Source organism: Nonomuraea sp. NPDC050783, from assembly GCF_040802095.1.
Classification (GTDB): domain Bacteria; phylum Actinomycetota; class Actinomycetes; order Streptosporangiales; family Streptosporangiaceae; genus Nonomuraea.
The window spans coordinates 75,816-94,157 of sequence record NZ_JBFAHK010000015.1 but is presented as its reverse complement, the minus strand read 5'-3'; the positions used below and the strand labels follow the sequence as shown (position 1 = coordinate 94,157).

Genomic DNA, 18,342 nt, shown 5'->3' with positions numbered 1-18,342 from the left:
AGAAAGCCATGAGCACAAACGGCGCGACACAGCGCCAATGGTCCATGGCGGGCACCGAGTCCAGCCCGGGAAGCCGCCTGCGGGCGCTGCTCAACGGCCCCGAGCCCGCCGTTCTCATGGGCGCGCACGACGGCCTGAGCGCGCGCGTCGCGGCCGAGGCGGGATTCCCCGCCCTGTGGGCGTCGGGCCTGTGCATCTCGACGGCCCTGGGGGTCCGCGACAGCGACGAGGCCTCGTGGACGGAGCTGCTGGACATGGCGGCCCGCGTCGTGGAGGCATCGGGACTGCCGGTGCTGGTCGACGGCGACACCGGGCACGGCAACTTCAACACCGCCCGCCGGTTCACCGCCCGCGCCGAGCGCATCGGCGCCGCGGGCGTCTGCCTGGAAGACAAGCTCTTCCCCAAGATGAACTCGTTCGTGGGCGACGGCCACGAGCTCGCCCCGATCGGCGAGTTCTGCGGGAAGATCGCCGCCTGCCGCGAGGTGCTGGTCGATCCGGAGTTCGTCGTCGTGGCGCGGATCGAGGCGCTCATCGCGGGCGCCGGGCTGGAGGAGGCGCTGCGCAGGGCCGAGGCCTACCGGCAGGCCGGGGCCGACGCCATCTTCATCCACTCCAGGAAGTCCACGGTCAAGGAGATCGCCCTGTTCGCCGAGGAGTGGCGCTCGCGCCTGCCCCTGGTGATCGCGCCCACCACCTACCACGCGACGCCCATGAAGGAGTACGTCAGGCTCGGCATCTCCGGCGTGATCTGGGCCAACCAGAGCATGCGCGCCTCGCTCGCCGCGATGCGGGAGGCCTGCCGGTCGCTGCGCCGTGACGGCCCGGTCGCGGTGGAGGCCGGCATCGCCTCGCTGGACGAGCTGTTCTCGCTGATGAAGTACCAGAAGCTGGCCGAGGACGAGAAGCGGTACGGCGAGGAGGCGTCCGGCATCGCCGGCCTGGTGACCGCACGGGAGCCGCGCTCGTGATCGATGCCCAGGCGCTGCTGAAAGGACTGACCGGGCGCGGGGTGAGCGACGTGACCGGCGTGCCCTGCTCCTACCTGACCCCGCTGATCAACCGGGTGGCCTCGGGGCCGGGATACCTGCCGGCCACCCACGAGGGCGAGGCGGTGGCCATCGCGTCGGGCTGCTGGCTGGCCGGCGTGACCGCGTGCGTCATCGCCCAGAACTCCGGCCTCGGCAACATGGTCAACCCGCTCACGTCGCTCAACCACCCCGCCGAGATCCCCGTCCCCCTCGTCGTCACCTGGCGGGGGGAGCCGGGCCGGCCCGACGAGCCGCAGCACCGGCTCATGGGCGAGATCACCGGCTCGCTGCTCGACCTCATGCGGATCGGGCACACCCTGGTGCCCGCGGAGGAGAGCGAGCTGGAGGCGTGCCTGGACGAGGGCTGGTCGGCGATGGGGCGCACCCGGCTGCCCCACGCGTTCGTCCTGCGCGACGGGATCGTCAGGCCGGAGCCGCTGCACGAGGCGGCCCCGCCGGCCCCCGCCGTCCCGGTCGTGGCCCGGCACGGCCGGGACGGCGGCCCGCCCACCAGGGCCGCCGCGCTGGAGCGCCTGCTCTCGGTGCTGCCGGACTCGGCGGCCGTGGTGTCCACCACCGGCAAGACCAGCCGCGAGCTGTACACCATCGCCGACCGGCCGCAGCACTTCTACATGGTGGGCGCGATGGGGTCGGCCGTCGCGGTCGGGCTCGGCGTGGCCCGGCACACCTCCAGGCCCGTGGTGGTGGTGGACGGCGACGGCGCGGCCCTGATGCGGCTGGGCACGATGGCCGCGGTGGGCGCGCACGCCCCGCCCGGCCTCACGCACGTCCTGCTGGACAACGGGGTGCACGACTCGACCGGCGGCCAGCGCAGCCTGGCCCACCAGGTGGACTTCCCCGCGGTCGCCGCCGCGTGCGGGTACGCCCGCGTGCACCGCTGCGCCGGGCTGGACGGCTTCGGCGACGCGCTGCGGGCGGCGCTGGAGGAGCCGGGGCCGGCCCTCGTCCACCTGCGGATCAGCCCGGGCTCGATGGCCTCGCTCGGCCGGCCGAGCGTCCACCCCTCCGAGGTCGCCAGGCGCTTCAGGGGCTTCGTGACGGGAACGCGGCCATGAGCCCCGTCGGCGTCATCCACGGCCGCTTCCAGCCCCTGCACCTCGGCCACCTGGAGTACCTGCTGGCCGGGGCGGCCCGCTGCGACGTCCTGGTCGTCGGCATCACCAACCCCGACCCCACGCTGGTCGCCTTCGAGGAGACCGACCCGGAGCGCGGCACCGCCGAGAGCAACCCCTGCACCTACTACGAGCGCTACCTCATGGTCGAGGGGGCGCTGGCCGAAGCCGGCGCGGCCGGGCGGCGGCTGCGCATCGTGCCGTTCCCGCACAGCTTCCCCGAGCGGCTGGCCTACTACGCGCCGCCCGAGGCCGTCTACTTCCTCACCGTCTACGACGAGTGGGGCGAGACCAAGGTGGCCAGGTTCGCCGAGCTGGGCCTGACGACCGAGGTCATGTGGCGGCGCACCGACAAGCCGATCAGCGGCGGCCGCGTCCGGCGGGCCATCGCCTCCGGCGGCGACTGGCGGCCGCTCGTCCCCGCCGCCGTCGCCGCCGTGATCGAGGAGAGGGGGATCGATGAGCGGATCAGGCAAGCTGTATCTGATGGCGCTGTGCGGGGGAGCTGACCGGCCCGTCGGGGCGCTGCGCGGCCGCACGCCGTTCCAGGCGGCCGTCACCCCGCACCTGGACCGGCTCGCCGCCGACGGCCGCACCGGGCTGCTGGAGGTGATCGCGCCGGGCATCCCGCCCGAGTCCGACTCGGGCGCGATGGCGCTGCTCGGCTACGACCCCGCCGTCCACTACACCGGCCGCGGCCCCCTGGAGGGGTTCGGCAACCGCTACTGGGATCCCGAGGGCCACTCGGTGGCGTTCCGGATCAACTTCGCCAGCCTCAACACCGCCACGGGACGCCTGGACCGGCGCACCTCCCGCGACCTGTCCGACGAGGAGATGCAGGAGCTGGTCGCCGAGATCCTCGACAGGGTCAGGCTGGAGCCCGGCGTCGAGGTGCGGCTCACCGGGTGGGGCCGCCACCGCGGCATCCTGGCCTTCACCAGCAGGAACCGGCCGCTGTCCGGCGAGGTGTCCAACACCGACCCCGGGTTCGTCAAGCAGGGCCCGTTCGGCGTGCCGGTGCGCGGGCACGACAACCGGCCCCTGCCCGCCAGGCCGCTGAGCGACGACCCGGCCGCCGCGCTGACCGCCTCCCTCGTCAACTCCTTCGTCGCGCAGAGCGCCAAGGTGCTGGAGGCCAGCGCGGTCAACGCCCGCAGGGCCGCGGCCGGCCGCAAGGCGGCCAACCTCCTGCTGGTCCGCGACGGCGGGCACGTCCTACCCGATCTGCCGCCCGCCGCCGCCCGGATCTCCATGTACGGGCAGGTGCCCGCCGAACGCGGGCTCGCCAGGCTCATCGGCGCCTCCTTCACCACGGCGAAGGTCGCGCCCGGGCAGAGCGAGCCCGCCTTCTACGCCGAGCTGCTGCCCCACCTCCTCGCCGACACCGCCGAGGTGGTGTTCGCGCACATCAAGGGGCCCGACGAGCCCGGCCACGACAACCAGCCCGAGGAGAAGGTCCGCGCCATCGCCGACCTCGACGCCTGCCTGATCGGGCCGCTGCGCGCCGCGCTCCGGCCGTCCGACACGCTCGTCGTCACCTGCGACCACGCCACCCCCTGCGAGGCGGGCATCCACACCGACGACAAGGTGCCCATCGCCGTGGCGGGCCCCGGCATCAGGCCCGACGCGGTCAGGCGGTTCGACGAGGAGGCGGTCTCCCGCGGCGGCCTGCCGATCGGCCGCGCCAGCGAGCTGATGCCCTGGCTGGCCAAGGTGAGGGAGCGGTCGTGACCGGAGCGGGAGGCGCGGCGACGCCGATCACCGACCTGACGCTGCGCGGGATCCTGGACTCCCGCGGCCACCCCACGATGGAGGCGGACGTGTGGCTGGGGCCGGCGCGCGGCAGGGGCTCCTGCGCCGTGGCCATCGCGCCCGGCAGGCTGGAGCGCCGCCGCCGGCTGCGTACCGGAGCGCTCGGCCCGCTGCGCGACAGCGAGACCGGGCGCCTGCTGCGCGGCGAACTGGTCGGCGTGACACACGACCAGGAGGACCTGGACGCCAGGCTGCGCGCGCTGGACGACCGGCACCACGTGGGCGCGGACGTCACCCTCGCGGTGTCGCTGGCCCACGCCCGCGCCGCCGCGGCCCTGGCCGGCGAGCCGTTCCACGCGTGGCTGGCCGGCCGCGCCGGGCTCACCCCCGGACTGCCGCGGCTGCTGGTCAACGCCTTCTCCGGCGGCATCCACGGCACGGCGGCGCCCGACTCCTTCCAGCAGATCATGATCATCCCGCGGTCCGGCTCCGCGCTGGGCGACGTGCGCGTCGCGCTCGACACGTACGCCGCCCTGGAGCGCACGATGGCGGACGGGAACGGCACCGCGCCGATCTCCGCCTCCAGCGGCTTCCTGCCCGGCGGTCGCGACCTGGCCTGGCAGCTCGACGCGCTCGGCCGGGCACGCGCGGGCACGGCGAGCACGCTCGGCGTGGACGTGGCCGCCGAGCACCTGCGCACGGAGCGCGGCTACCGCTTCCAGGGCCGCGAGCACGGCTCGGCGGACTTCGCCGCGCTGCTGCTGGAGCTGGTCCGCGCCCACGGCATCGAGTACGTCGAGGACCCCTTCGACCCGGCCGACGTCGGCGCCTGGCAGGCGTTCCTGCCCGCCGCGAGGGAGCTCGGGGCGGCCGTGGTCGGCGACGACCTGTTCGCCTCCGACGCCGGCCGCGTCCGGCCGGGACTGGCCGACGCCGTGCTGCTCAAGCCGTCGCAGGCCGGCACCGTCACGGCCACGCTGGCGGCCGCCCGCGCCGCCCGCGGCCTCGGCCTGCGCCTGGCCGTCTCGCACCGCTCGGGGGAGACCGAGGACACCGCGATGTGCGACCTCGCGGTGGCCGTCGGCGCCGAGTGGATCAAGATCGGCGGCCCGCGCCGGGGCGACCGCATCGCCAAGTACAACCAGCTCATCCGGCTCACCGAGACACTCACCCCCGAAGGAGCAGCATGTCACGTGCCAAGCAGTTCAAGGATCTGATGCTCGCCCCTGAGATCCTCGTGGTGCCCAGCGCCTACGACGCGCTGAGCGCGAAGGTGATCGAGCAGGCCGGTTTCCCCGCCGTCCACATGACCGGCTCGGGCACCTCGGCGGCGATGCTCGGGCTGCCCGACCTCGGGTTCACCACGATCACCGAGATGGCGTGGAACGCCAAGAACATCTGCCTGGCGGTGGACCTGCCGGTGATCATGGACATCGACGCCGGGTACGGCAACGCCATGAACACCTGGCGGTGCGTGCGCGAGTTCGAGCGCGCCGGCATCGTCGGCGGCCACCTGGAGGACCAGGTGGTGCCCAAACGCTGCGGGCACCTGGAGGGCAAGCGGCTCATCTCCACCCGCGAGATGATCGGCAAGCTGGAGGCGGCGGTGGAGGCCCGCACCGACCCCGACTGGGTGCTGATCGCCCGGACCGACGCCCGCGAGAAGCTCGGGCTGGACGAGGCCATCCGGCGTTCCAAGGAGTACGTGCGGGCGGGCGCCGACTGCATCTTCCTGGAGGCCATGCTCAACGTCGACGAGATGAAGCGGGTCAGGGACGAGATCGACGCGCCGCTGCTGGCCAACATGGTCGAGGGCGGCAAGACGCCGTGGCTGACCACCCGCGAGCTGCAGGACCTCGGCTACAACCTGGCCATCTACCCGCTGTCCGGCTGGTACGCGGCCACGACGATCCTGCGCAAGGTGTTCGCCGCGCTGCGCGACGAGGGCACCACGCAGAACTTCTGGGAGCGCCACGACCTGCGGATGACCTTCGACGAGCTGTTCGAGGTGTTCGACTACTCCCGGATCTCCGAGCTGGAGGCCCGCTTCGTCGTCAAGGACGACGACCATGTTCAGTGACGGCGCCCTGCGGCCGGCCGCCGAGCAGTCGGCGGTGCTCAACCCGTACGACGGCGGGCAGGTCGGGTCCGTGCCGGCCGACACGCCCGAGGAGCTGGACCGCGAGCTGCGGCGGATGCGGGCGGCCTGGCGGCCGCTGAGCCCCCGCCGCAGGGCCGAGGTGCTGCGCGCGGCCGCCGCCCTGCTGAGCGAGCGGGCGGCGGCGACGTCCGCGCTGATCACCGGCGAGTCGGGGGTGTGCGTCAAGGAGACGCGCAAGGAGGTCGACCGGGCCGTCGCCAACCTCACCGTCGCCGCCGAGGAGGCCGAGCGGCTGCGCGGGGAGAGCATCCCCGTGCCGGGGCAGGACCGGCTGGCGGTGACCCTGCTCGAACCCGTCGGCGTGGTGGCCGCGCTCACCCCGTTCAACAGGCCGCTCAACCAGGTCGTGGTCAAGGTGGCGCCGGCCGTCGCGGCCGGTTGCCCGGTCGTGCTCAAGCCGTCGGAGAAGACGCCGCTGACCGCCCTGGCCTTCGCCGGCATCCTCATGGAGGCCGGCCTGCCGCCCGAGCAGCTCGTGGTCACGACCGGGGCCCCCGGCGTGATCGGCCCGGCGCTGGCCGGCCACCCCGAGGTGGACATGGTGACCTTCACCGGCTCCGTGCCGACCGGCCGGGCCGTCGCGGCGGCGGCCGCGGGCAAGAAGCTCCTGCTGGAGCTGGGCGGCAACGACCCGCTCATCGTGCTGCCCGACGCCGACGTGGAGCTGGCGGTGCGGCTGGCGGCCGAGGGCGCGTTCGCCACGGCGGGCCAGTCGTGCCGCGGCGTCAAGCGCGTCATCGCGGCCGAGGAGATCGCCGAGGAGCTGGTCGCCGGGCTCGTGGAGGCCGCCCGCCGCAAGCGGGCGGGCGACCCGCGCGACCCGGAGACCGACGTGGGGCCGCTCATCAGCCAGGAGGCGGCGGCCGAGGTGGAGCGGCGCGTCCTGGACGCGGTGGCGGCCGGGGCCAAGCCGATGTGCGGAGGGGAGCGGCACGGCTCCCTGCTCGCGCCCGCCGTGCTCGACCAGGTGCCCCGCGACGCCGAGCTGGTCGTGGAGGAGACCTTCGGGCCCGTCGCCCCCGTCATCCGCGTGAGCGGCGTGCGGGAGGCGATCGCCGTGGCCAACGGCACCCGGTACGGCCTCCAGGCCGGCGTGGTCACCTCGGACGTGGCGGCGTTCATGCTGGTCGCGGCCGAGCTGAGGGTGGGCGCCGTCAACCTGAACGCCGGGCCGCACTTCGACTCGCCGCACATCCCGTTCGGCGGGGTGAAGGCCAGCGGGCTCGGGCGCGAGGGCATCCGCTACTCGATCAGGGAGATGAGCGTGACCAAGACCGTCACGCTCCCCCTGCCGTGACGGCGGGCCGGCCGGTGGGACGCGCGCCCGCCCGCCGGCCGGCCGGCGGGACGCGGCTGCGCACCCTGCTCGTCCTGTCCGGCTCGCTGCTGCTGCTGAAGACGACCTGGTTCTCCGCGACCGCGGTGATCCCGCAGCTCCGGCAGGAGTGGGGGCTCACCACGGGCGCCGCGGCCTGGCTGACCGTCTCCGTGCAGTGGGGGTTCGTGGCGGGCGCGGTGCTGTCGGCCGCGCTCGTCCTGTCCGACGTGCTGCCGCCGGTCCGGCTGATCTTCCTGAGCTCCCTGGGGACGGCCGCCGCCAACCTCGCGCTGCTGTTCGCCGGCGGCGCGCTCGCGGGCGGCGCGGCCAGGTTCGCGACGGGCCTGTGCATCGCGGGCGTCTACCCGCCGGCGCTCAAGCTCATCTCCACCTGGTACCGCCACGGGCGCGGAGCGGCGATGGGCGCCATGGTGGGGGCACTGTCGCTGAGCGCCGGCGTCCCGCACCTGATCAACGGCCTCGGCGGGCTGAACTGGCGCACCGTGATCGTGGCCACCTCGCTGCTGACCGTGGCCGGGGGAGTGATCACGCTGGCCGCCGTCCGGGAGGGGCCCCACCCGTTCCCCGCCGCGGTGCTGGACTCCGGCCAGGTCCGGCGCATCCTCCGGGACCGGGGCACCCGGCTGGCCATGATCGGCTACCTGGGCCACATGTGGGAGCTGTACGCCATGTGGACCTGGTTCCTGCTGTTCTTCTCGGCGGCGCTCCGCGCGCAGGGGACGGGGAGCCCCGTCCTCGCGGCCTACGTCACCTTCGCCGTCTTCGCCAGCGCCGCGCTGGGCAACCACACCGGCGGCGTGCTCGGCGACCGTTTCGGGCGCGAGCGCACCGCGATCGCCATGATGGCCCTCTCCGGGACGTGCTCCGCGTGCGTCGGCCTGCTGGCGGGCGGGCCGCTGTGGCTGCTCGTCGCCGTCAGCCTGGTGTGGGGCTACAGCGCGGCGGGGGACTCGGTGCAGTTCTCCGCGCTGGCCACCGAACTCGCCGACCAGAGCTACGTCGGGACGGCGCTGACCCTCCAGATGGCCTTCGGCTTCCTGCTGACCGGCGTCACGATCTGGCTGGTGCCCCTGGCCGAGCAGGTGGTCGGCTGGCGGTGGGCGTTCGCCGTGCTCGCCGCCGGGCCCGTGGCCGGCATCGTGGCGATGCGCCGCCTGTTGCGCCAGGCGCGTCCGGGTCTGGACCCGCCGGAGGCCCGATGATGGGGTGGTACGCATGAGCGACCGCGACCCGAGCCCGCCCCTCCCCGACGGCCCGCATTCCTCCGACGGCCCGCGCTCCTCTGACGGCCCGTGCTCCTCCGACTGCCCGCGCCGCCCCGAGTGCTCGCGCTTCCTCGACGGCCTGCGTTTCCCCGACCCCGCCCGGCGCGCGGCCGTCGCCGCCGCGGCCAGGGCCGAGGGGGTCTGCGTCGAGGAGTTCGTCCTGGAGGCGGCCTACCAGCGCGCGCTGCGCGTCCACGAGCGCCGCGCGCCCTCCCGCCGCGAGCCGGAGGACGCCCGGCCGCGGTGGCTGCAGGGCACGTACGGGGTGTCGCACCACTACTGACGGCGGCGACCGGCACCCGCGACGGCCAGGCCCGATAGGGTCGGCGTAGCGAACGCCGGACACCACCCGAGCAGGAGACCATGCAGCCCGTTCCCCGCCATGAGCCGAGCCTGCCCGCCGCCGTCTGCGCCGACCTGTCCCGGCTGCTGGACGCGGGCTGGGAGGTCACGGGCGTGCAGGTCGTCAGCGGGGAGACGGGCCCGGCCCACCTGGTCAGCGCCTCGTCGGGGGAGTGGTCGCTGCTGTCGGCCTACCCCCGCGACGCCGCGGCGGAGTGGTCGGCCAGCTTGTACCGCGGGGCGGACGAGTACGTCGTCCTCGACCGCGACGAGTTCGCCGCCGCCGTCGCCGGCACGGGGGACGACCTCGCGCGCGCGTGGGCGGGGAAGGAGCACCAGCTCCTCGTGCCCGACGAGCACGAGGACGGGCCGGTCGGCGACGGGCCCGCCTACCTCGACGGCGTCGAGCGGACCGGCTTCGGCGGCTTCATGACCATTCGCGGCAGCAGCGCCCTGAACGCGGAGCTGCGCAGCCGCCGGCAACTCCTCGGCCGCCGCTTCGTCATCACGGCCGGGGAGCTCCTTGAGCTGGACGAGGGTTGCTTCATCGAGATCGGCGACCTCTGACCACGGCGGACGGCCAGCAGTGATCTACAACGTAAAGGAGCCGTGACCAGCGGTCCCGGGCATCATGGTGGAGCGCCACGAGCCGGAGCGCCGAACCGGATCGCCACGGCGTTCGCGCGCGATCGGCTCCGGGCGCGGCCCCACCGGCACCCTGCGAGTGGCCTTCGCGGGCGCGGCGGGCGGGCCGCTGCTCGGCGGTGCCGCCGAGGCGTTCGGCCGTCGCGTGCCGGACTGCGACTCACCCTCATCGGCGCCACCGCCCGGGCGGTTCACGTGTCACCGTACCGCTGGTAGGTCCTGGCGGCCTCCTCCAGCACGGCCAGGTGCTCGCGCAGCGTCCGGCCCGCGCCGTGGGTCTCGACGGTGGCGTGGGTGGCGCCCAGCGCGCGCCAGTCGTGCAGGAAGGGCAGCCGGCTGTCCATCGACCCGGTGGGCAGGCTGACCTTGACCTCGATGCCGATGTCGTGCGGGTCGCGGCCGGCGTGCTGGGCGGCGTGGTGGACGCGGCGCAGCATCTCCACGGCCTGGGGGCCGGGCGGGACGAGCGGCAGCCAGCCGTCGCCCAGCCGGCCGACTCTGTCGAGGGTGGCGGTGGAGTGCCCGCCGAGCCACAGGGGGATGGTGCCGCGGGCCGGCCGGGGGTTGATGCCGGCGTCGGGGATGCTGTGCCAGCGGCCCTCGAAGGTGATCTCCGGTTCGGCCCACAGGGCGCGGAGCACGGCGATCTGCTCTTCGGCGCGCTTGCCGCGGGTGGTGAAGTCCTGGCCCAGGGCGTGGTATTCGACGTCGTTCCAGCCGACGCCGATGCCCAGGCGGAGCCGGCCCTTGCTGAGCAGGTCGATCTCGGCGGCCTGCTTGGCCACCAGAGCGGTCTGGCGCTGGGGCACGATGAGCACGCCGGTGACGAGTTCGACGGTGGTGGTCACCGCGGCCAGGTAGCCGAACAGAACGAAGACCTCGTGGAAGGCGTCGGCGCTGGTGTAGCCGCGCCAGCCGGGCCGGTTGCGGGTGCCGGCGCCCAGCACGTGGTCGAAGGCCATGATGTGCTGGTAGCCCAGGTTCTGGACGGCGGTGGCCCAGGTGGTGATCGCGTCGGGGTCGGTGCCTATCTCGTTGTGCGGGAAGATCGCGCCCAGCCGCATGGCGTTCAGCTCCTTGAACGGGGGAGGGGTGTGGTCAGTGACAGAGGCGGGGCAGCCGGGCCGGGTCGGTGGTGGTGATCTCGGTGGCCACCGCCTTGATGTTCTCCTGCATCAGGGTGGGCAGGGAGGCGACCCGGGGATGGCGGGGGAAGGCGCGGGCCATCGTGGTGGTGATGGCGCGGCGTTCGGCGGCGGTGACGCGCCGCCCGGCCGGGGAGCCGGGGCGTACGGCGCGTTCGACCAGGGCGCGGAAGTGGGTGAGGTAGCGGTGCTGGCGCTCGATCAGCTCGCGGGCCGGGCCGGGGGCGCCGTGGCCGGGGTAGGCCGTCCCGGTCGCCAGCGAGGTCCCGCGCAGGCGGTCGAGCTGGACCAGCCAGGTGCAGCTGTGGCCTTCCACCAGCGCGGGGGTGACCCGGTTGCCGAGCAGGTCGCCGGCGAACAGGGCGCGGCTGCGCGGCTCGTAGTACACGGTGGCGGCGTCGGATTCGGCGGCGGGGAACTCGGCGGTGCGCAGCTTCAGGCCGGCGACCGTCAGCGTGGCGCCGGGCCGGAAGGTGCGGGTGGGGTGGGTGAGCCGGCGGGGGAAGTCGGAGCCGGGCAGCGCGCGGGTCAGGGCGTACAGGCCGCGTTTGTCGTCGCGCATGGCCTTGGCGGTGGCCCGGGAGGCGTACAGCGGGGCGTGCGGGAAGGCGCGGTGGAAGACGCCGGCTCCGCCGACGTGGTCGGGGTGGGCGTGGGTCAGCAGGATGGCGGCCACCGGCCGGCCGGTGGCGCGGATGCGGGCCAGCGCGGCGCGGGCATCGGCGGGTGAGCGCAAGGTGTCGATCAGGACGAGCCCCCGCGGGGCTTGTATCCAGAAGGTGTTGACCGAGCCGGGCTGGGGCGAGGCGAAACGAGCGACGCTGAGGTCCGCCGCCGTGGCCGCAGCCGGCCCGGTGGTGAGGGCGGCGGTGAGGACGGTGGTGAGGGCAGTGGTGAGGGCGGCGGCCAGGGCGGCCGTGGCGGTTCGGGTCATCGCGGGCTCCAGCGTCCGGTCAGCCAGGTCAGGGGCAGGCAGATCGCGCACATCAGCAGCCCGACGACGACCACCGCGGGCAGCCCGCTGCCGGTCAGCGCCCAGCCGCCCAGCAGCGCTCCGGCGGCGATGCCGGCGTTGACCGCCGAGGCGGGCAGGCTGGCGGCCAGGTCCCGGGCGGGGCCGGCCAGCATCGCCACCTGGTACTGCAACGCCGGCACCAGCCCGAACCCGACCAGCCCCCACACCAGCAGCGCCCCCGCCGCCAGGACCGGGACCGCCCCGGCCAGGTACAGCAGCCCCAGCGCCAGCACCAGCACCACGTTGGCCACCAGCAGCGTCCGGGGGGCGTTGCGGTCGGCCGCCCAGCCGCCGGCGAACGTGCCGGCCGCGGTGGCCACGCCGTAGGCCAGGAGGAATCCGCTGACCGCCGCGCCGGAGATGCCGGTCACCTCCAGCAGGTAGGGGGTGATGTAGGTGAAGACGGTGAACTGCCCGCCCAGCAGCAGCACCCCTGCCAGCAGCACGGCCAGCACCCGGGGCGCGAACGCCGAGCGTAGCTGCGCGCGCAGCCCCGGCCCCGCCTCGCCGGCGGCGACCGCCGGGATCAGCGTGAGCAGGCCCACCAGGACGAGCGCGCCCACGGCCGCGATGACGGTGAACGCGCCGCGCCAGCCGAGGGTACGGCCGATCAGCGTGCCGATGGGCACGCCCATCGCGGTGGAGACGGCGATGCCGCCCATGACGACGGCGATGGCGCTGCCCATGCGTTCGGCGGGGGCCAGCGAGCCGAGGGCGGCGAAGGCCGCGCCGATGAAGGCGCCGTGCAGGGATCCGGCCAGGGCCCGGGCGAGGAGCAGGAGCTCGAAGCCGGTGGTGAGGGTCATGGCCAGGGTGGCCAGCAGGAAGGCCAGCATGGCGGCCCACAGCAGGGTGCGCCGGGACAGCCGGATGGTGGCCGCGGTCAGCACGGGCCCGCCGATGGCCAGCCCCAGGGCGTAGGCGGTGACCAGGGTGCCGGCGGTGCTGACGCTCACGCCGGTGTCGGTGGCGATGAGGTCCAGCACGCCGACGATCACCAGCTCGGTGCTGCCCAGCACGAACGTGGCCAGGAACAACGCGAGCAGGGCCAGATTCCCGCGGGTGCGGGTGATGGTGGGTGCGGAGGGCACAGGTGAGCTCCGGTTCAGGCGGTGACGAGGAGGGAGGGGGAGAGGGGCGCGGGTCAGGCGGCCCGGATGAGCCCGGCGGCCAGGGCGACGAGCGCGGCGGCCAGCAGCAGGGCCCCGGTCCTGGTGAGCAGCGTGCCGGCCGAGCGGCGGCCCTCCTGCCCGACGCCCAGGTGCAGGAAGAACCCGCCGGACTGGGCCAGCACCCCGGCCAGCAGCACCCCGCCGCACAGCCACTCCAGGCCGTCACCGAAACCGGCCCGGGGCAGGTACAGCAGGTAGACCAGCGAGAGCACCAGCAGCACCCCGGCGTGCGCGTGACCGGCCCGGAAGAACCGCTCGCGGAAAGCCCCCAGCCGGTCGCGGTCGGTGGTGACGAAGCGCAGCAGCGCGTGCCCGCCGAACTCGACCGTCACGATCGACAGGATCGCCACGATCGGCAGGATCTCGGTGGGCTCCATCAACGCGTCCTGCCGCCCGCCGGGCGCCGGTGCGAGGCACGGAAATTCACGTCACCATTCCTTTCAGGCATGCCGTTGACCACGGTCCCGCCGTGGTCAGGTCGAGCATTCCGGCCCGGCGGGACACGATCAATGGCCGTTTCCGCAACGCCGGTTAACTCCCAGGTTCACCATCGGCAGGGAGCGGCGGAGCTGCGCGAACGCCTCCGCCCGGCCGGTCCTCGCCCGCCGGGAAGAGGTCGCGGAAGTTGCGCACGATCGGGTTCGGGTCGCCGGTGCGCCAGGTCACGTCCAGCGTGACGACCCTGGTCGCGGGCGCCAGGGGCCGGAACACCACGTCGCCCCGCCGGAGCCTGGCCACCGACTCGGGCACGATCGCCACCCCGATCCCGGCGGCCACCAGGCCCACGATCGTCTGCATCTGCACGGCCTCCTGGACGACCCGCGGCTCGAAGCCGGCGGCACGGGCCACCGCGGTGATGCGGTCGTGCAGAGCGGGGCCGTACCGGCGCGGGAACATCACGAACGGCTCTCCCGCCAGCGCCGCGACCGGCAGCGGCGTGCGGGCGCTGAGGGGATGGCCGCTGGGCAGCGCGGCGAGCAGCAGCTCGCGGGCCACCGTCCGGGTGGACAACATCTCGGCGGCGGGCCCGGCCAGCGGCGCGTGCAGCAGCCCCACGTCGAGCAGTCCCTGCCGCAGCTCCTCGGCCTGCTGGGCGGTGGTCAGCTCGCGCAGTTCCACCTGGACGCCCGGGTAGCGGGCGCGGAAGCGGCGCAGCACCCGCGGCAGCGTGAGGTTGGTGGCCGATCCGACGAACCCGACCGCCAGCCGCCCCGCCTCGCCGCGGCCCGCCCGCCGGGCCGACTCGGCGGCCAGCTCGGCGTGGGCCAGGCTGGTGCGGGCATGCGCGACGAACGCCTCCCCGGCAGGTGTGAGGCACACCTGCCTGGTCGTGCGCTCGAACAGGCGCACGCCCAGCTCCTCCTCCAGCTTGGCGATCTGCTGGCTGAACGGCGGCTGGCGCACCCCCTCGCGCAGGGCCGCGCGTCCGAAGTTGAGCTCTTCCGCGAGCGCGACGACGTAGCGGAGCTGCCGCAGATTCATATCCCACCTATATCAATCAGTGCTGATTTACCGCTTGATCCCGCCTGCGCGGATGCGCCGGGCAGGGTGGTCGTCATGAAGCTGATGATCGTCGGACTGGCGACCGCCCTGGCCGGAGCGTTGCACCACGGCTGGGAGGACTTCCGCACGGAGCGGCCGCTGTACCTCTCGGGCACCGTGACGGAGGTGCGCTGGGGCAACCCGCACCCCCAGGTGCGGCTGCGTGTACCGGGATCGGTGACGTTGCCCCCGGGGCTGGCGTCGCGGCCCATCCCGGCCGAGCTGGAGAACCTCGGCGGGCGGGAGGTGCTGCGGCGCAGCCGGCCCTACGACGGGGCGGTCCGGGAGGTGGTGCTGGTCCTGGCGCCGGTGGAGCGGCTGTCCGCCTGGGGGATGCCCGATCGGGTGAGCCGGGGGGAACGGCTGGAAGCGGTGGGGTACGTGCATCGCGAGCACGCGGAGGAGTTCCGCCCCGAGCTGCTGGTGCGCGCGGACGGGCGGGCGATCCGGCAGCGCTCGGTCCCGCTGCCGGAGAACGCCGCGTCTCCTGACGCGGGCGCCGTCGTGTCTCCTGACGCGGGTGCCGCTGCGTCTCCTGACGCGGGCGCGGTCGTGTCTCCTGGCGCGGGTGCCGCGGCGTCCGAGCGCGGCGAGCACGCCTCGGAGCCCGGTACCGCCGCCGGCGCCTCCGGGGGCTCCGACTCCGGTCCGGGCTCGGACGCCGGTCCGCTGCCGTGGCCGGTCGGCGGGGCCCTGCTGGCGGGTGGCGCGATGGTGGCGGGTGGCGCGGTGGTGACGGTGCTGATGCGGAGGAAGGGCCGCGGGGGCGCGTGATGCTCGTGCCCGACCTGCTGAGGTGGCTCGAAGAGACCCGGCTGGCGGAGCTCGTCAGGGTGACGCCGTGGGTGTACAGCGCGCTGGAGGTCGTCCACCTGCTCGGGCTGGCGCTGCTCGTCGGTCCCGCCGCCCTGTTCGACCTGCGGCTGCTCGGCGCGGGCCGAGGCGCGATCACGGTCGTGGCCGCGGCCCGGCACCTGCTGCCCGTGGCCAGGGCCGGGCTCGCCGCGGCGGCCGGCTCCGGGGCGGCGATGTTCGCGGCCGGAGCCAGGGAGATCGCCGGGACCGGCGCCGCCCCCGTCAAGCTCGCCCTGCTGGCGGTGGCCGGGCTCAACGTCGCCCTCTTCCACCTGGGCGTCTACCGCAGGGTGAGCACCTGGGACGGCGCCCGCCGCACCCCGGCCGCCGCCCGGGCGGCGGGCGCCGTCTCGCTCCTCACCTGGGCAGGGGTGGTCGCCTGTGGCCGGCTGATCGCCTACACCTGAGGGACGGCGCCCGGTCACCTCGCCCCGGCCGGAGCCGTCCTCACCGTCTGATCATGAAGCGCGGGGTCAACCGGCGTTGCGCGAACGGCCCTTGTTCCCCTCGGCGCGGCCCGGAATGCTCGGGCGCCGGGGGCGGCGTCCATGCCGTCGGACGACGAAGGAGGACCGTGAAGGACATCGGATGGGGCATAGCCGCGGCGGGGGCCATGGCCAGGACGCTGGGCGCCGTGATCGCGGCGCAGCCGGGGATGCGGGTGAGCGCCGTCGGCGCCCGCGACCCCGGCCGGGCGGCGGCGCTGGCGTCGTTCCTCGGCGCGGAACGTTCCTACGGCTCCTACGCCGAGGTGTGCGCCGACCCGGCCGTGGACGTGGTGTACGTGACCACGCCGCACGCCCAGCACCTGGAGGTGGCCGAGATGGCCATCGCCCACGGCAAGGCGGTGTTGTGCGAGAAGCCCCTGACGGCGACCCTCGCCCAGGCCGAGCGCATGGTCGCCCTGGCCCGCGCGGCCGGGGTCTTCCTCATGGAGGCCATGTGGATGCGCTTCAACCCGCTCATCCGGCGCCTCGCCGCCGAGGGGCGGTTCGGCGAGGTACGCGAGGTGCGCGCCTCGCTGGGGGTGTCCGCCCCGTACGACCCGCACCACCGGCTGTGGCGGCCGGAGACCGGGGGCGGCGCGCTGCTGGAGCTGGGCGGCTACCCGCTCGGGCTGGCGCACCTGCTGCTCGGGCCGCCCGCCGGCCTGCGGGTCACCGGCTCGCTGAAGGGCGAGGTGGACGCCGAGGCGAGGATGTCGCTGACCTTCCCCGGCTCGGCCCGGGCCGAGGCGGAGGTGTCCCTGGTCCGCCGGTTGCCCAACAGCGCGAGCGTGATCGGCGCCGACCTGCGCGCCGACGTCCTCGCGCCGTTCTGGGCGCCCAGGACGATCATCCTCAGCAGTCCTTCGGGCCCGGCCGAGCCGTACGTGCTGGGCGCCGTGGACGGCTACCTCGCCGAGGTCCTGGAGGTCCAGAGCGCCCTGGCCGAAGGGCGGACGGAGAGCCCGGTCATGCCGCTCGACGACAGCGTGGCCATGATGCGCCTGCTGGAACAGGCCCGCCACCGGCTGACCGGTTCGCACACCTAGGAGATCACGCATGTCGTTGCACGTCGGAGTCATCGGCGCGGGCCAGATCGGCGGCGCCGTGGCCACCTTGCTGACCGCGGCCGGATACCCGGTGCTGCTGAGCAACAGCCGGGCGCCGGAAACGCTGCGCCCGCAGGTCGAGGTGCTCGGCCCGCTGGCCCGCGCCGGCAGCCCGGCCGAGGCGGTGGAGTTCGGGGACGTCGTGTTCGTGGCGATCCCGTTCGGCCGGTACCGGTCCCTGCCGCGCTCGGGGTGGCAGGGGCGGGTCCTGGTCGACACCACGAACTACTTCCCGGGCAGGGACGGGCGCGGCCCGGTGGCGGAGGGGGCCACCTCCAGCGAGGTGCTGGCGGCGTTCGTGCCGGAGGCGAGGGTGGTCAAGGCGTTCAACACGCTCAACTACCGGTACCTGCACGAGCGGGGCCGGCCCGCCGGGACGCCCGGCCGGCCGGCCCTGCCGCTGGCCGGCGATCACGCCGGCGCCAAGGCGACCGTGGCCGGGCTCGTCGACGCGGCTGGGTTCGACCCGGTCGACACCGGCTCCCTCGCCGAGGGCGGGCCTCGCCAGCAGCCGGAGTCGCCGATCTTCAACCGGCCGATGACCGCCGAGCGGTTGCGCGCGGCGCTGGGCATCCCGGCGTAGCGGGCCGGCGCGCGGCCCCCCGCCGGGTCGGCCACGACTACTGCTGGGTGAGAGCGAGCTTGAGGCCGAGGGCGGCGAACGCGGCGGCGAAACCGCGCCGCATCCATGCCAGCACCCTGGGCCGGGAGATCACGTGGTTCCTGACCGCGGCGGCGAACAGGCCGTACCCGGTGAAGACCACGAGTGTCAGCAGCATGAAGACACCGCTCAGCTCCAGCATGCGGGCCGGCGCGGCGGGCTCGCCGTCGCTCACGAACTGCGGCAGGAACGCGAAGAAGAAGATCGACAGTTTCGGGTTGAGTATGTTGATCAGCACCCCGTCGGCGATCACCCTGGCCGTCGGGCGCGGGGAGGATTCCTGTTCCACGCTCAGCGTGCCCCGCTCCCGCAGCGTGGACCAGGCCATGTAGAGCAGGTACGCCATGCCCGCGTACTTCAGCACCTGGAAGGCGACGGCGCTGGCGTGCAGCAGCGCCGCCAGGCCGGTGACGGCCGCCGCCATGTGCGGCACGATGCCCAGCGTGCACCCGAACGCCGCCACGACGCTCGCCCGGCCGCCGCGCGACAGGCCCGCCGTCAGCGTGTACAGCACGCCGGTTCCCGGAGTGGCGACGATGACGAGCGAGGTCAGCAGGAACTCGATGCTCACGGTGCCGGTCCTCCTGGAGACGGGGATGGTTCCCGTGCACCCAACCACTCCCGCCCCTTCTATGTCAATCCATGTTTGTTTTAGAAGGCCGCCTCCGCCCGTCTCTGTGATCTTTGACT

General features: G+C 74.4%; 20 protein-coding genes. 14 read left to right on the top strand and 6 right to left on the bottom strand.

From position 1 onward, the window contains the following. Positions 1–8: 8 nt before the first annotated feature. The 10 genes from aepX (at position 9) to AB0H75_RS33180 (ending at position 9,590) form a co-directional block, all read left to right on the top strand. Positions 9–971: a phosphoenolpyruvate mutase gene (aepX, locus tag AB0H75_RS33225; protein WP_367803306.1), complete on the top strand. Its 963-nt coding sequence runs from the start codon at positions 9–11 to the stop codon at positions 969–971. Continuing rightward, positions 968–2,107: a phosphonopyruvate decarboxylase gene (aepY, locus tag AB0H75_RS33220; RefSeq protein WP_367803304.1), complete on the top strand. Its 1,140-nt coding sequence runs from the start codon at positions 968–970 to the stop codon at positions 2,105–2,107. Before aepX ends, aepY begins: the two co-directional genes overlap by 4 nt. Further along, complete coding sequence (locus tag AB0H75_RS33215) at positions 2,104–2,673, top strand: adenylyltransferase/cytidyltransferase family protein (RefSeq protein ID WP_367803302.1); 570 nt, start codon at positions 2,104–2,106, stop codon at positions 2,671–2,673. Before aepY ends, AB0H75_RS33215 begins: the two co-directional genes overlap by 4 nt. After that, positions 2,624–3,895, top strand: coding sequence for a CMP-5'-phosphonoformate--3-phosphoglycerate phosphonoformyl transferase (locus tag AB0H75_RS33210; RefSeq protein ID WP_367803300.1), 1,272 nt, complete (start codon positions 2,624–2,626; stop codon positions 3,893–3,895). The genes AB0H75_RS33215 and AB0H75_RS33210 overlap by 50 nt, the downstream gene beginning before the upstream one ends. Further along, the gene (locus AB0H75_RS33205) at positions 3,892–5,133 is read left to right on the top strand and encodes a hypothetical protein (protein WP_367803298.1); all 1,242 of its coding nucleotides are present in this window, start codon (positions 3,892–3,894) and stop codon (positions 5,131–5,133) included. The genes AB0H75_RS33210 and AB0H75_RS33205 overlap by 4 nt, the downstream gene beginning before the upstream one ends. Next, complete coding sequence (bcpA, locus tag AB0H75_RS33200) at positions 5,103–5,996, top strand: carboxyvinyl-carboxyphosphonate phosphorylmutase (RefSeq protein WP_367803296.1); 894 nt, start codon at positions 5,103–5,105, stop codon at positions 5,994–5,996. The genes AB0H75_RS33205 and bcpA overlap by 31 nt, the downstream gene beginning before the upstream one ends. Further along, a complete protein-coding gene (locus tag AB0H75_RS33195) occupies positions 5,986–7,374 on the top strand; it encodes an aldehyde dehydrogenase family protein (RefSeq protein ID WP_367803294.1) in 1,389 nt (462 codons plus the stop codon). Before bcpA ends, AB0H75_RS33195 begins: the two co-directional genes overlap by 11 nt. After that, positions 7,371–8,618 carry an MFS transporter gene (locus tag AB0H75_RS33190; protein WP_367803292.1) on the top strand — a complete coding sequence of 416 codons (1,248 nt, stop codon included), beginning with the start codon at positions 7,371–7,373 and terminating at the stop codon, positions 8,616–8,618. Before AB0H75_RS33195 ends, AB0H75_RS33190 begins: the two co-directional genes overlap by 4 nt. Positions 8,619–8,631: 13 nt before the next feature. Beyond that, entirely contained in the window at positions 8,632–8,964 is a 333-nt protein-coding gene (locus tag AB0H75_RS33185) for a hypothetical protein (RefSeq protein WP_367803290.1), read from the top strand. 80 nt (positions 8,965–9,044) lie between these two features. Further along, on the top strand, positions 9,045–9,590 hold the full coding sequence (locus AB0H75_RS33180) for a hypothetical protein (RefSeq protein ID WP_367803289.1): 546 nt from the start codon (positions 9,045–9,047) through the stop codon (positions 9,588–9,590). 269 nt (positions 9,591–9,859) lie between these two features. Here the strand turns inward: AB0H75_RS33180 and AB0H75_RS33175 are convergent, their stop codons facing one another. The 5 genes from AB0H75_RS33175 to AB0H75_RS33155 form a co-directional block, all read right to left on the bottom strand. After that, a complete protein-coding gene (locus AB0H75_RS33175) occupies positions 9,860–10,732 on the bottom strand; it encodes an LLM class F420-dependent oxidoreductase (RefSeq protein ID WP_367803287.1) in 873 nt (290 codons plus the stop codon). A 34-nt stretch (positions 10,733–10,766) separates the two neighbouring features. Further along, on the bottom strand, positions 10,767–11,747 hold the full coding sequence (locus AB0H75_RS33170; protein ID WP_367803285.1) for an MBL fold metallo-hydrolase: 981 nt from the start codon (positions 11,745–11,747) through the stop codon (positions 10,767–10,769). Beyond that, the gene (locus AB0H75_RS33165) at positions 11,744–12,919 is read right to left on the bottom strand and encodes an MFS transporter (RefSeq protein WP_367803283.1); all 1,176 of its coding nucleotides are present in this window, start codon (positions 12,917–12,919) and stop codon (positions 11,744–11,746) included. Before AB0H75_RS33165 ends, AB0H75_RS33170 begins: the two co-directional genes overlap by 4 nt. 53 nt (positions 12,920–12,972) lie before the next feature. Continuing rightward, the gene (locus AB0H75_RS33160; protein WP_367803281.1) at positions 12,973–13,377 is read right to left on the bottom strand and encodes a hypothetical protein; all 405 of its coding nucleotides are present in this window, start codon (positions 13,375–13,377) and stop codon (positions 12,973–12,975) included. Between the two features lie 154 nt (positions 13,378–13,531). After that, a complete protein-coding gene (locus AB0H75_RS33155) occupies positions 13,532–14,482 on the bottom strand; it encodes a LysR family transcriptional regulator (RefSeq protein WP_367803279.1) in 951 nt (316 codons plus the stop codon). A gap of 75 nt (positions 14,483–14,557) precedes the next feature. Between AB0H75_RS33155 and AB0H75_RS33150 the strand changes: the two genes are divergently transcribed. The 4 genes from AB0H75_RS33150 to AB0H75_RS33135 all read left to right on the top strand — a co-directional run bounded on the left by AB0H75_RS33150 (position 14,558) and on the right by AB0H75_RS33135 (position 17,574). Beyond that, on the top strand, positions 14,558–15,316 hold the full coding sequence (locus AB0H75_RS33150) for a DUF6152 family protein (protein ID WP_367803277.1): 759 nt from the start codon (positions 14,558–14,560) through the stop codon (positions 15,314–15,316). Beyond that, on the top strand, positions 15,313–15,804 hold the full coding sequence (locus tag AB0H75_RS33145) for a hypothetical protein (RefSeq protein WP_367803275.1): 492 nt from the start codon (positions 15,313–15,315) through the stop codon (positions 15,802–15,804). The genes AB0H75_RS33150 and AB0H75_RS33145 overlap by 4 nt, the downstream gene beginning before the upstream one ends. A gap of 167 nt (positions 15,805–15,971) precedes the next feature. After that, entirely contained in the window at positions 15,972–16,931 is a 960-nt protein-coding gene (locus AB0H75_RS33140; protein ID WP_367803273.1) for a Gfo/Idh/MocA family protein, read from the top strand. Positions 16,932–16,941: 10 nt separating this feature from the next. Beyond that, the gene (locus AB0H75_RS33135) at positions 16,942–17,574 is read left to right on the top strand and encodes an NADPH-dependent F420 reductase (RefSeq protein WP_367803271.1); all 633 of its coding nucleotides are present in this window, start codon (positions 16,942–16,944) and stop codon (positions 17,572–17,574) included. A gap of 37 nt (positions 17,575–17,611) precedes the next feature. Here AB0H75_RS33135 and AB0H75_RS33130 read toward each other — a convergent pair whose 3' ends face one another. After that, positions 17,612–18,223 (bottom strand): LysE family translocator, encoded by a 612-nt coding sequence (locus tag AB0H75_RS33130; protein WP_367803269.1) that lies wholly within the window; start codon positions 18,221–18,223, stop codon positions 17,612–17,614. Positions 18,224–18,342: the final 119 nt, after the last annotated feature.